The organism is Streptomyces sp. VTCC 41912 (assembly GCF_045799175.1).
Classification (GTDB): Bacteria; Actinomycetota; Actinomycetes; order Streptomycetales; family Streptomycetaceae; genus Streptomyces; species Streptomyces albulus_C.
In genome coordinates this window covers 1-12161 of record NZ_JBJMAB010000056.1, presented here as the reverse complement: position 1 = coordinate 12161, position 12161 = coordinate 1, and the positions used below count along the sequence as shown (strand labels likewise).

At 74.2% G+C, this 12161-nt stretch carries 12 protein-coding genes; 11 read left to right on the top strand and 1 reads right to left on the bottom strand.

Going from position 1 to position 12161, the window contains the following annotated elements; translation table 11 throughout:
• Positions 1–163 precede the first annotated feature (163 nt).
• The 4 genes from ACJ6WD_RS38465 to ACJ6WD_RS38450 are packed head-to-tail and all read left to right on the top strand — an operon-like array spanning position 164 to position 3614.
• On the top strand, positions 164–958 hold the full coding sequence (locus ACJ6WD_RS38465; protein WP_407617584.1) for an ABC transporter permease: 795 nt from the start codon (positions 164–166) through the stop codon (positions 956–958).
• On the top strand, positions 951–1811 hold the full coding sequence (locus tag ACJ6WD_RS38460; protein ID WP_200884765.1) for an ABC transporter permease: 861 nt from the start codon (positions 951–953) through the stop codon (positions 1809–1811). The genes ACJ6WD_RS38465 and ACJ6WD_RS38460 overlap by 8 nt, the downstream gene beginning before the upstream one ends.
• Before the next feature lie 44 nt (positions 1812–1855).
• Complete coding sequence (locus ACJ6WD_RS38455; protein ID WP_233659441.1) at positions 1856–2881, top strand: ATP-binding cassette domain-containing protein; 1026 nt, start codon at positions 1856–1858, stop codon at positions 2879–2881.
• A gap of 22 nt (positions 2882–2903) precedes the next feature.
• Positions 2904–3614 (top strand): DUF1707 domain-containing protein, encoded by a 711-nt coding sequence (locus ACJ6WD_RS38450; protein WP_233659442.1) that lies wholly within the window; start codon positions 2904–2906, stop codon positions 3612–3614.
• A gap of 16 nt (positions 3615–3630) precedes the next feature.
• Here the strand turns inward: ACJ6WD_RS38450 and ACJ6WD_RS38445 are convergent, their stop codons facing one another.
• Positions 3631–4941, bottom strand: coding sequence for an SGNH/GDSL hydrolase family protein (locus ACJ6WD_RS38445; RefSeq protein WP_233659443.1), 1311 nt, complete (start codon positions 4939–4941; stop codon positions 3631–3633).
• Positions 4942–5324: 383 nt separating this feature from the next.
• Here ACJ6WD_RS38445 and ACJ6WD_RS38440 point away from each other — a divergent pair, with 383 nt between their 5' ends.
• The 7 genes from ACJ6WD_RS38440 to ACJ6WD_RS38410 all read left to right on the top strand — a co-directional run bounded on the left by ACJ6WD_RS38440 (position 5325) and on the right by ACJ6WD_RS38410 (position 12013).
• The gene (locus tag ACJ6WD_RS38440; RefSeq protein ID WP_407617583.1) at positions 5325–6695 is read left to right on the top strand and encodes a DUF445 domain-containing protein; all 1371 of its coding nucleotides are present in this window, start codon (positions 5325–5327) and stop codon (positions 6693–6695) included.
• 83 nt (positions 6696–6778) lie between these two features.
• Positions 6779–7576 carry a class E sortase gene (locus ACJ6WD_RS38435; protein ID WP_407617582.1) on the top strand — a complete coding sequence of 266 codons (798 nt, stop codon included), beginning with the start codon at positions 6779–6781 and terminating at the stop codon, positions 7574–7576.
• 68 nt (positions 7577–7644) lie between these two features.
• Positions 7645–7908, top strand: a complete 264-nt coding sequence (locus tag ACJ6WD_RS38430) for a DUF3311 domain-containing protein (protein ID WP_233659445.1) — start codon at positions 7645–7647, stop codon at positions 7906–7908.
• Positions 7905–9425: a sodium:solute symporter family protein gene (locus ACJ6WD_RS38425; protein ID WP_331250139.1), complete on the top strand. Its 1521-nt coding sequence runs from the start codon at positions 7905–7907 to the stop codon at positions 9423–9425. The genes ACJ6WD_RS38430 and ACJ6WD_RS38425 overlap by 4 nt, the downstream gene beginning before the upstream one ends.
• A 224-nt stretch (positions 9426–9649) precedes the next feature.
• Positions 9650–9955 carry a DUF6412 domain-containing protein gene (locus tag ACJ6WD_RS38420; protein ID WP_055584800.1) on the top strand — a complete coding sequence of 102 codons (306 nt, stop codon included), beginning with the start codon at positions 9650–9652 and terminating at the stop codon, positions 9953–9955.
• A 143-nt stretch (positions 9956–10098) separates the two neighbouring features.
• Positions 10099–11016 carry a YidC/Oxa1 family membrane protein insertase gene (locus ACJ6WD_RS38415; protein WP_407617581.1) on the top strand — a complete coding sequence of 306 codons (918 nt, stop codon included), beginning with the start codon at positions 10099–10101 and terminating at the stop codon, positions 11014–11016.
• Between the two features lie 139 nt (positions 11017–11155).
• The gene (locus ACJ6WD_RS38410) at positions 11156–12013 is read left to right on the top strand and encodes a fumarylacetoacetate hydrolase family protein (protein ID WP_038519667.1); all 858 of its coding nucleotides are present in this window, start codon (positions 11156–11158) and stop codon (positions 12011–12013) included.
• The last annotated feature ends 148 nt before the right edge of the window (positions 12014–12161 follow it).

The following is a 12161-nucleotide window of genomic DNA, read 5'->3' as shown; positions in this document are numbered from 1 at the left end:
GTGGCGCGCACCCGCGTCCGCCCGGCGACCGGCTGAATGGCGCCCTCGCCTCACCCGGACGGGTGATAAATCGATGGTGCCCACTGCACGCGGACCTTAGGCTCCGGTGCCTTGCGGTTCGCACGGACCGGACGGAACCGACCAAGAGCAGGGGGAGCACGGCGTGTTGTACGTGGCCGTGGCGGCCGGCAGCTTCCGGCGGTACGCGACCTACCGCGCGGCCACCGCCGCGGGCGTCGCCACCAACACCGTCTTCGGCTTCATCATCGCCTACACCTACCTCGCCCTGTGGGACCAGCGGCCGCACCTCGGCGGCTACGGCCCCGCGCAGGCCCTGACCTTCGTCTGGGCCGGGCAGGCACTGCTGGCCGTCGCCATGATCGCCACCGGGGGTCTGGACGAGCTCCAGGACCGCATCCGCAGCGGCGACGTCGCGGTGGACCTCTACCGGCCCGCCGACCTCCAGCTGTGGTGGCTCGCCGCGGACCTCGGCCGGGCCGGGCTCCAACTGATCGGCCGCGGGGTGGTGCCGATGGCGGTGGGGGCCCTGGCGTTCCCGCTGGCGCTCCCCGGCAACCCGCTGACCTGGGCCTGGTTCCTGCTGTCGGCGCTGCTGGGCGTGCTCGTCAGCTTCGCGCTGCGCTACCTCGTGGCGCTCTCCGCGTTCTGGCTGCTGGACAGTTCCGGACTGGCCATGATCAGCGGGCTGTCGTGCATGTTCTTCTCCGGGATGGTGCTGCCGCTGCGGGTCTTCCCCGGCGGGCTCGCCGACCTCGCCCAACTGCTGCCCTGGGCGGCGCTGCTCCAGGTGCCGGCCGACGTGCTGATCGGCGCGCGCACCGGCCGGGCGCTGCTCGGCGGGCTGGCGTTCCAGGCGGCCTGGGCCGTGGCGCTGCTGGCGGTGGGACGGCTGGTGCAGTCCGCGGCCACCCGCAAGGTGGTGGTCCACGGTGGCTAGCACCCGGCCCGGATGGGACGACGACGGAGCGGACGGGCGGCTGCGCGCCGTCGGGCACGCGCTGTTCGCGTTCGGGCTGATCGCCTGGATGTGGGTGCGTTCCACGCTCGCCTACCGGACGTCGTTCGTGCTGATGACGTTCGGCAACTTCGCCGCCAGCGGGCTGGACTTCGTCGCGATCCTGCTGATGTTCTCCCGGGTCGACGCGCTCGGTGGCTTCACCCTGCCCGAGGTCGCCTTCCTCTACGGCACCTGCAGTCTCGCGCTGGGCCTGGCGGACCTGCTGGTCGGCAACGTGGAGCGGCTGGGCGCCCGGATCCGCGACGGCACCCTGGACACCCTGCTGCTGCGCCCGGTCCCGGTCTACGTCCAGATCGCCGCGGACCGCTTCGCGCTGCGCCGGCTGGGCCGCACCACCCAGGGTCTGCTGGTGCTGCTGTGGTCCGTCGGCCGGCTCGACGTGGAGTGGACGGCCGGCCGGGTCCTGATGGTGCCGCTGATGGCGGTGTGCGGCGCGGTGATCTTCGGCGCGGTCTACACCGTCGGCGCGGCCTTCCAGTTCTGGGCCCAGGACGCCGCCGAGCTGCAGAACTCCCTCACCTACGGCGGCAACGCCCTGCTCCAGTACCCGCCGACGGTGTTCGCCCGGGACCTGGTGCGCGGGGTCACCTTCATCGTCCCGTTGGCCTTCGTCAACTGGCTGCCCGCGCTGTGGCTGTTGGGCCGCCCCTACCCCCTCGGGCTGCCGGTCTGGACCGCCTTCCTCGGGCCGGCGGTGGCCGCGCTGATGGCCGCCGGCGCGGCCCTGGCCTGGCGGCACGGGGTGCGCGCCTACCGCAGCACCGGCAGCTGACCGCACGCACCGAACGAGTTGGAGAAGAAGGGAAGGCGAGAGCAGTGGGCGGGACGGACGCGGCGGACACGGAGCCGCTGATCGAGGTGGCCGGCGTCGAGAAGGTCTTCACCGTGCGGCGCAAGGTGGGCCGGCTGCGGCGGGCCCGGCACCAGGTGCGGGCCGTCGACGGCCTCACCTTCCAGGTGCCGCGCGGCGAGATGGTCGGCTACATCGGGCCGAACGGCGCCGGGAAGTCGACCACCATCAAGATGCTGACCGGCATCCTGACGCCCAGCGGCGGCCGGCTGCGGGTCGCGGGCATCGACCCGTCCCGCGAACGCACCCGCCTCGCCCGCCGGATCGGCGTCGTCTTCGGGCAGCGCACCACCTTGTGGTGGGACCTGCCGCTGAAGGACTCCTACGAACTGGTGCGCCGGATGTACCGGGTCCCGGCCGGCGCCTTCCGCACCAACCTCGACCGCTGCGTCGAACTCCTCGACCTGGCACCGCTGTTGGACGTCCCGGTCCGTCAACTCTCCCTCGGCCAGCGGATGCGCGGCGACATCGCCGCGGCGCTGCTGCACGACCCGGAGGTGCTCTACCTGGACGAGCCGACCATCGGCCTGGACGTCATCAGCAAGGCGAAGGTCCGCGCGTTCCTGCACGAGGTCAACGCCGAGCGGGGCACCACGGTGCTGCTGACCACCCACGACCTCACCGACATCGAGCAGTTGTGCCGCCGGGTGATGGTCATCGACCACGGCCGGCTGGTCTTCGACGGGGACCTGGCCGGGCTGCGGGCGGCCGCCGACGGCGAACGCCTGCTGGTGGTGGACCTGGCGGCGGAACTCCCGCCCATCGAGGGCGTCCCCGGGGCCCGCACGATCAAGGTGGACGGCCCCCGGCAGTGGCTGGCGTTCCCGGCGGCGGACAGCGCGGCGCCCCTGGTGACGGCGGTCGCCGCCCGCTATCCGCTGGTGGACCTCTCGGTCCGCGAACCCGACGTCGAGACCCTGATCGCCGAGCTGTACGCGGGCGGCGGCGCGGCCCGCGTCGCACCGGGCGGCGCGACCCGGCCCGTGCCGTAGGGCCGGGCCGTAATCTGTCCGCATGACTGACGAACGGCTGCCCCAACTGCGTGCCTCCGACGCCGACCGCGAGCGGGTCGCCGAGATCCTGCGGGACGCCCTCGCCGAAGGCCGGCTGGACATGGCCGAGTTCGACGAGCGGTTCGACGCCACCTACCGGGCCCGCACCTACGGCGAACTGGAGCTGATCACCGCCGACCTGCCGGCGTCCGCCCAGGCCCCGGCCCCGCTGTCGCTGCGCAAGGAGCCGGCGGCCGGCGGCGCGGTGACGGCCTGGTCCGAGCGGATCACCGAGGGCGCCAAGGGCTCCACGTCGGGCATCGCCGTCATGGGCGGCTTCGAGCGCAAGGGCCGGTGGACGATCGGACGCCGGTTCACCGCGGTCTGCCTCATGGGCGGCGGCGAACTCGACCTGCGCGAGGCCAACTTCGCCGCCGGGGAGGTCGAGATCAGCGTCTGGACGCTGATGGGCGGGGTCAACGTCATCGTGCCGCCGGGCGTCGAGGTCGAGACCCGCGGACTGGGCATCATGGGCGGCTTCGACTCCCGGGAGGACGGGGTGCCGGGCGACCCCGGGGCGCCCCGGGTGATCGTCTCGGGGCTGGCCCTGATGGGCGGCGTCGGCGTGGAGCGCAAGCTGCCCAAGGAGGAGCAGCGGCGGCTGAAGGCCGAGCGCCAGGAGGAGAAGCGGCGGCTGCGGCAGGACCGGCGCGAGCGCCGGGAACTGGACTGACCGGCCGCCGCCGCGGTCAGAGCGCGGCGGGGGCGGCCTGCCGGAGGTGGTCGACGTCCACCGCGTCGGCCATCGCGCGGTAGCCGGTGTCGCTGGGGTGCAGGTGGTCCCCGGAGTCGTAGGCCGGCCGCAGGCGCAGCGGGTGCGCCGGATCGCGCAGCGTCCGGTCGAAGTCGACGACCTCGTCGTAGACGGTGCCGGACCGGATCACGTGGTTGACCTGTTCGCGTACCGCGTTGAGCTGTCGGGAGTAGCCGCGGTGCCCGCCGAACGGGGTGAGGGTGGAGCCGGTGACCCGCAGCCCGTGGGCGTGCGCCCGGCGCACCACCTCCCGCATGCCCGCCACGATCTTCTGCGCGTCGAGCTGCCGCGGCGCCTTGAACAGGTCGTTGACGCCGATCTCGACCACCACCGCCTTCACCCCCGTACGGGACAGCGCGTCGCGGTCCAGGCGGGAGAGCAGGCTGGGGCCGTTGGTGGGGGAGAGGCGGTTGCTGTCGGTCAGCAGGCGGTTGCCGCTGATGCCGGCGTTGAGGACGCCGTAGCGGGGGGCGCCCGGCTCGTTGCGCAGGCGGTCGGCGAGGAAGTCGGTCCAGCGGTGGTTGGCGCCCGGGGTGGAGGTGATGCCGTCGGTGATCGAGTCGCCGATCGCCACCACCGCGCCGTGCGCCTGGGTGCTGAACACGTCCACGCCGGTCAGGTAGCGCCAGTAGGGGCTCTGCTCGGTGTAGGCGGTGCCGGCCGGGTCCTCGGTGCGGTCGCCGCGCGCCAGGTAGGACGTCTGGCGGGCGTACGGGTGGTAGGTGGCGGGTCCCGAGGGGGCCGGCGAGTAGGTGGTGACCAGCAGGTCGGCGTTGCCGGGGACGGCCAGCCGCACCGGGTCGCTGGTGATCTCGCCGCCGGCCGGGAGGGTCACCGACGGCTTCCCGTCGAAGGTGATCCGGCGCATGGTGCCGGCCGTGGCGATCGGGCCGCCGCTGCCCGCGGACAGCGCGAGCGAGGCGTGGCTGATCGCCAGCGGGCGGGTGCCGTAGAGGTTGGAGAGCTGGATCCGGGCGCTGGAGCCGCCGACGCTGGTGTGCACGACGTTGCGGATCGACATCTGGCCGTAGCCGTCCTGGGTGCCTGGCTCGGCCGACGCCGCGGCCGCCGACCAGGTGCCCACCCACTGCCCGGAGACCGCCGGCGCCGCCGAGGTCTGCGGTTCGTGCGGAGGCGTGCCGGGGATGCCGCGGGAGCCGCCGAAGCCGACGAATATGCCGGCCGAGATCAGCAGTACCAGCGCCGCCAGGCCGGCGAGCAGGAGGAAACCCACACGTCTGGTCATGCCGCAGGCGTCTCCTGGGGCTGGCGGAGCGGCGTGCTCCGGGCGGACAGGGCACGGCGGGACGCGGACGTCCGGACCGGGAAGGCCGGACGGCGGACGCCCGGTCGACGGCGGTGCCGTCGCGGTCCGGCCGGGGGTCCATGATCCCACGGACCCCCGGGGGGCCGCCTGCCACCCCGGTCCGCCCCGGCGTCCGGGACACCGGGAACTCGTGGTGGGTTCCGGGAGTAGGGCACTGTGGGACACATACGGGCGTACGGCCGGTACGGACGGCTCCCGGCGCCCCGGGACGGACCGCGCGGTCCGGTCCGCGCCGTCCGCACGGCCGGCCCGGGCGGTGCGGACCGGACGGCGTACGGAAGGCGGGGGACACGGTGGGAGTGGTGGAGCGGATGGAACGCACCCAGACGGAGGGGCCGCGCGGGCCGCGGGCGGCACGGGCCGTGGAAGGGGCAGCGGCCGGCGCCCCGGGCGGCCGGACGGCACCCGGCGGCTTCGGCTACAGCGCCGCCGACGAGGACAAGCGGCGGGCCGTCCGCCGGATGAAGGCCCTGGCGACCGGTCTGCTGCTGGTCGTCGCCGTGGTGTACGCGCTGGCGAAGTGGGCCGGTGCGGCCGGCGCGGGCGGCTGGACCGGCTACGTCGCGGCGGCCGCCGAGGCCGGCATGGTCGGCGCGCTGGCCGACTGGTTCGCGGTCACCGCGCTGTTCAAGCGCCCCATGGGACTGCCGATCCCGCACACCGCGATCATCCCCACCAAGAAGGACCAGCTCGGACAGAGCCTGGGCGACTTCGTCGGGGAGAACTTCCTCTCCGGGGACGTGGTCCGCCGCCGGCTGCGCTCGGTCGGCGTCGCCGCCCGGCTCGGCACCTGGCTCGCCGAGCCGCGCAACGCCGACCGGGTCACCGCCGAGCTGTCCACCGCGCTGCGCGGCGCGCTGACCGTGCTGCGCGACTCCGACGTCCAGGCGGTGGTCGGCGAGGCCATCACCCGCCGCGCCGACGCCAAGGAGATCGCGCCCGGCATCGGCTCCCTGCTGGAGAAGATCGTCGCCGAGGGCGGCCACGCGCGGGTGGTGGACCTGGTCTGCGCCCGCGCCCACGACTGGCTGGTCTACCACGGCGACTCGGTCGTCGCCGCGGTCTCCGGCGGCGCCCCCGGATGGACGCCGCGGTTCGTCGACCGCAAGGTCGGCGACCGCGTCTACAAGGAACTGCTGCGCTTCGTCACCGAGATGCGGGACATGCCCGACCACCCGGCGCGCGGCGCGGTGGACCGCTTCCTGACCGACTTCGCCGGCGACCTGCGCTCCGACCCGGGCACCCGCGAGAAGGTCGAGCGGCTCAAGTCCGAGGTGCTGGGCCGCGGCGAGGTGCAGGACCTGATCGCCTCCGCCTGGGGCGCGGTCCGCGCGATGATCGTGGCGGCCGCCGAGGACGAGCACAGCGAGCTGCGGCTCCGGGTGCGCGGGGCGCTGCTGTCCCTGGGCGGCCGGCTCGCGGCCGACGACCGGCTGCGCGACAAGGTCGACGGCTGGCTGGAGGGCGCCGCCGTCTACGTGGTGACGACGTACCAGGGCGAGATCACCGCACTGATCACCGACACCGTCGCCGGCTGGGACGCCGAGCACACCTCCAAGAAGATCGAGGCGCACATCGGCCGCGACCTGCAGTTCATCCGCATCAACGGCACGGTCGTCGGCGCCCTCGCCGGGCTGTGCATCTACGCCGTCTCCCAGGCGTTCGGCGGCTGACCCGGCCGGGCCCCGGGCCGCACCCCCGGACCGGACCCGCACCGACCCTGGCGGGCTGCGGCCCCAGGGCTTACGGTGCCCGCGTGCGGGAGCGGATACCGGTGGTCGTACAAGGGCGGCGGGGGCGCTACGGGCGCCGCCCGCCGGCCGTTCGGGCCCTGTGGACCGGCGCGGAACTGGCCGTCACGCTCGGCGTGGTGCTGCTGCTGTTCGTCGCCCACCAACTGTGGTGGACCAACCGCGTGGCCCAGGGCGCCGCCCGCGACGAGGTCGGCCAGTTGGAGCGGCAGTGGCGGGACGGGGCCGCGGCCGGACCGGTGCGCCGCCCGCCGGCGGCCGACACCGGGGCCGCGCGGCCGGCCGCGCCGGGCGCCGCCGCGCCCACCGCACCGCCGCGCGGCCCCGACACCGCCCCGGCGGTCCCGCCCCGCGACCTCGCCTACGCGGTCCTGCGCATCCCCCGCATCGGCCTGACCGCCCCGGTCGCCGAGGGCATCGACCGCACCGCCGTCCTCAACCGCGGCTACGTCGGCCACTACCCGGGCACCGCACAGCCCGGCGAGCCGGGCAACACCGCGCTGGCCGGCCATCGCAACACCCACGGCGAGCCGTTCCGCCACCTGGACCGGCTGCGCCCCGGCGACACGGTCGTCGTCGACACCGCCCGGGTGCGCGCCACCTACGTGGTGCGCGCGACGCTGCCCGAGACCACGCCGGGCGACACCGGCGTGCTGGCACCCGTTCCCCGCAGTACCGTCCACCCCGGCCACGGCTTCACCGCCCCGGGCGCGTACCTCACCCTGACCACCTGCACGCCCGAGTACACCTCCACCTACCGCCTGGTCGTCTGGGCCGTGCTGCGGACGGCGCAGCCGCGGTGAGCGCGGACCGCCGCCGACCGCCGAGGTCCCGTACCGGCCCACCGGCCGGTCGCCTAGGCTCTCCCCACGTGCGAAACCAGTTCCCCGGCGGCCCGCCCCCGGGATCCCGAAAGCGCCCCGCGCTGCTCTGGCTGCTGCTGCCGTATGTGCTGTTCCTGGTGGTGCTGCCGTTCGTCAACCGGGTCACGCCGACCGTCCTCGGCCTGCCGTTCCTCTTCTTCTGGATGCTGCTCGCGACGCTGCTGACCCCGGTGTCGGTGTGGCTGGCCCGCCGCGGCGACCGCCGGCGGGGCCACGGCCGGGCCGACGCACCGAGCGGGGGCCGCGCGTGAACGCCACCGTCTCCACCACGATCTTCGCCGCGTTCATGGTGCTGACCGTCGTCCTGGGTCTGCTCGCGGTCCGCGGCCGGCGCGGCGGAAACGGCTCCGGGGCGGGCCTCGCCGAGTGGTCGGTGGGCGGGCGCAGCCTGGGCACCGTCTTCATCTGGGTGCTGATGGCGGGTGAGAGCTACACCAGCTTCAGCTACCTCGGCGCGGCCGGCTGGGGCTACAACTTCGGCGCACCGGTGCTCTACGTCCTGGCCTACATGTCCTGCGGCTACGCGATCGGTTACGTCGTCGGCCCGATGCTGTGGGCCTACGCCCGCCGGCACGGGCTGGTCGGCATCACCGACATCATCGCCCACCGCTACCGCCGGCCCTGGCTCGGCGCCGCCGTCGCGGTCCTCGCCACCGTCTGCCTGCTGCCGTACATCCAGCTCCAGATCACCGGCATGGGCGTGGTCGTCTCGACCATCTCCTACGGCACGATCAGCCTCAACTGGGCCTACTTCATCGGCTTCGCGGTCACCACCGGCTTCGTCGTCGTCAGCGGACTGCGCGGCAGCGCCTGGGTGTCGGTCCTCAAGGACGTGCTGGTCATCGTCACCCTCGGGTTCCTCGCCGTGTACGTGCCGCTGCACTACTTCGGTGGCTACGGCCCCTTCCTGGACCGGATCGTCGCCGAGAAGCCGCAGTGGCTGACCTTCCCCGGACACGCCTCCGGCGGCCTGGGCCAGTCCTGGTTCGTGACCACCACCCTGATCAACTCCCTGACGGTGGTGATCTTCCCGACGACGGTGGCCGGCTACCTGGGCGCCCGCAACGCCGACGTGCTCCGCCGCAACGCGATGTACCTGCCGTTCTACAACGTGCTGTTGTTCGTGCCGATGCTGCTGGGGCTGGCGGCGCTGTTCGTCGTTCCGGGGCTGACCGGCGCCGGGTCCAACCTGGCGCTGTTCAAACTGGTCGTGGACTCGCTGCCGGCCTGGGCGGTCGGCGTGATCGGGGTCGCCGCGGCGCTCTCCTCGATCGTGCCGATGGCCGTCTTCATGCTGGTCATCGGCACGATGTGGGGCAGGAGCGTGCTGGGGGCGGTGCCCCGCCTGGCGTCCCGGCAGAAGACCTGGTCGCAGGTGGTCGTGGTGGTCGCCGGGGCGCTCGCGCTGCTGCTCACCTACACCGCGCCCACCACCTTGGTCCGCCTCTCCCTGATCTCCTACGAGGGCATGGCGCAGCTGGTGCCGATGCTGCTGTTGGGCCTGGTGTGGCGGCGGTTGACGATGTATGCGGCGGTCAGCGGCCTGGCCGCGGGCTTCGCCCTGGTGTGCGTCCTGGTCTTCGGCGGCCACGACCCGATCTGGGGCGTGAACGCCGGCATCGTCGGACTCGCGGTGAACGTCGTGGTGACGTTGGCGGTGACCTGGCTCGGCCCGCGGGAACGGGCCGACGACCGGCCGGACGCCGAAGTCCTGGCCCTGGAGGACGAGTTCCCCCGGGCCGGGACCGCCGCGGGCGCCCCGCGCTGACGGACGGCCGCCGCGGCCCCGCGCCGCGGCGGCCGACCCCGCCCCCGCCGGCTGCCGCCACCTCCCGCCCCGCGGACCGCCGTTGACCGCCGCGCGGAACCCCTCGAACGGGTTGTCGCCCTCGCTCGTGCGTGCGGTTACCCTGGTACGCGAGGCGGTTCGCACCGCCGGCCGGTGGCCGAGGACCGACGAGGCGCGGGGGAGCGCGGGAAGGGGGACGCCGGATGTACCGCATCGCCGATGCCTGGCGGCTCTACACCAGCGCGCTGTTCTTCCTGCTGGCCGGACTCCTGCTCGCGCAGAGCGGTCTGACGACGACCCTCGCCGCCGCCGCGACCACCGCCGCGGTGCTGCTGCTGTGCAGCGCCCTCGCCCTGGCCGCCGCCGCCCGCCCGGTCCCACCGGGCCGCATACGCACGGCCATCCGCGACCGCGAACGCCGCACGGCGTTCCTGCCCCAGCGTGATCCCGACGCCGCCGGCCGTCCGCGCCCGCGAGCACCCGGCCGCCCCCTCCCGGCGGCCGCGTAGCCGCTCCGGCGCACTCCCCGCACGCCCGGCAGTCGCCCGATGCGTGTCCTGATCCTCCCCCGCTGCTGCGCCGGTGCGCGCCCGCGCGGTCCGTCACGCCGTATCTCCCGTTCGGCACGACGAGACCCGTGGAGGGCTCACCCATGTCCGTTTTCGACCTGCTCGGTGCTGCGCTGGAGCGCGGCGCCCAGGCCATCGAACCGCTCTTCGGCACCGCGGCCACCGCGGCCGCCATCATCCTGTTCACCCTCGGCGTGCGCGCCGCCCTGCACCCGCTGGCCCGCGCGGCGGCCCGCGGCGAGAAGGCCCGCGCCGCCCTCGCCCCGCAACTCGCCGCCCTCCAGCGCAAGCACCGCGGCGACCGGGAGCGGCTCCAACAGGCGACGACCGACCTGTACGCCGACTCCGGCTCCTCGCCGCTGGCCGGGTGCCTGCCGACGCTGCTCCAACTCCCGGTCTTCTTCGTGATGTACCACCTCTTCTCCACCGGGAACGGCACGCTGCTCGACCACACCCTGCTGGGCGCGCCGCTGGGCGGCTCCTGGCGCCAGGCGCTCGCCGACGGCGGGCCGTTCGGGCCGCACGGCCTGGTCTACCTCGCGCTGTTCGCCCTGATCGCGGCCGTCGCCACCTGGAACTACCGGCGGGCCAGGGCGGCGGCCGCGGCCCCGACGCCCGCGGCGGGCACCGCAGCGCCCGGCCTGGGCGCGCTGAACAAGCTGATGCCGCTGCTGTCCTTCGGCACGCTGATCACCGTGGCGGTGGTGCCGTTGGCCGCCGCGCTCTACGTGGTGACCAGCACGACCTGGACGGCGTGCGAGCGGGCCCTGCTGCACCGCGACCGCCGGCCCGCGGCGGCGCCCGAGCCGGCGACGGCCCCGGAACCGGCGGCGCAGACCCCGCGGCCCGCGCGCCGGAGCGGCCCCAAGACGCGTGCCGCGCGGCAGCAGGCGGCCCGCGCCCGGGCCAACGCCGCGGCCCGGACGGGTGCGTCGGACCGGCCGGCCGACCCGGACCACCGAGCCGCCGGCACCGACCCAATCGTTATTACCCCTCAGTAACGGTCCAGTCCGTGAACGGGGTCTTGCGGAGTGGACCACCTTCTTGGAGGATCGGCCAAATCGCTCGATGGCCGTCCCCCATCGGCCGGCCTGCGAGAACCCCTCCCAGGCCGACCCTTCGACCACGGGAGTTGTACCGATGAAGCTGCTGCGTGTCGGAAAGGTGGGGGCGGAACGCCCGGCGCTGCTCGACGAGGCCGGCGTGCTGCGAGACCTGTCGGGCCTGGTCCCGGACGTCGACGGCGCCCTGCTCGCGGACGACGCCGCGCTGGCCCGGGTGCGGTCCGCCGCGGCCGCCGGCGACCTGCCCGTACTGGACGCCACCGGACTCCGCGTCGGCCCGCCCGTCGCCCGGATCGGCAAGGTCGTGTGCATCGGGCTGAACTACCACGACCACGCAAGGGAGACCGGGGCGGCCACCCCCGAGGAGCCGATCATCTTCATGAAGGCCCCGGACACCGTCGTCGGCCCCGACGACACGGTCCTCGTGCCGCGCGGCAGCGTGAAGACCGACTGGGAGGTCGAACTGGCCGTCGTCATCGGCCGGACCGCCCGCTACCTGGAGACCGACGAGCAGGCACTGGCGGCCGTGGCCGGCTACACGGTGGCACACGACGTCTCCGAGCGGGCCTTCCAGATCGAGCGCGGCGGCCAATGGGACAAGGGCAAGAATTGCGAGACGTTCAACCCGCTCGGCCCGTGGCTGGTCACCGCCGACGAGGTACCCGACCCCCAGGCACTGGGCGTCCGCCTCTGGGTCAACGGCGAACTGAAGCAGGACGGCACGACCGCCGAACAGATCTTCCCGGTGGCCGAAGTGGTCCGCTACGTCAGCCAGTTCATGACGCTCTACCCAGGCGACGTCATCAACACCGGCACCCCCGCCGGAGTGGCGATGGGCCAACCCGAACCCAAGCCGTACCTTCGGGCCGGCGACGTGGTGGAACTGGAAATCGACGGCCTGGGCCGCCAGCGGCAGGAGCTGCGCTCGGCTTGATTTCCCACGTTGTCGGCTTTCCCGCCGTGGTGGTTGCCGTTTGCGCCTGACGGCGCGGGCGTGGTCGGCTGTCCCGCCGTGGGGGTTGCTGTTTGCGCCTGCGGCGCGGGCGTTGTCCGCTGCGCGGGGCTGTTGGGTGCGGTGACGG

What these genes read in the sequence shown, in the direction of transcription:
- ACJ6WD_RS38450 (WP_233659442.1), top strand. Translation starts at nt 2,904, where the DNA reads ATGACTGACGAACGGCTGCCCCAACTGCGTGCCTCCGACGCCGACCGC.
- ACJ6WD_RS38445 (WP_233659443.1), bottom strand. Translation starts at nt 4,941, where the DNA reads ATGACCAGACGTGTGGGTTTCCTCCTGCTCGCCGGCCTGGCGGCGCTG.
- ACJ6WD_RS38420 (WP_055584800.1), top strand. Translation starts at nt 9,650, where the DNA reads ATGTACCGCATCGCCGATGCCTGGCGGCTCTACACCAGCGCGCTGTTC.
- ACJ6WD_RS38415 (WP_407617581.1), top strand. Translation starts at nt 10,099, where the DNA reads ATGTCCGTTTTCGACCTGCTCGGTGCTGCGCTGGAGCGCGGCGCCCAG.
- ACJ6WD_RS38410 (WP_038519667.1), top strand. Translation starts at nt 11,156, where the DNA reads ATGAAGCTGCTGCGTGTCGGAAAGGTGGGGGCGGAACGCCCGGCGCTG.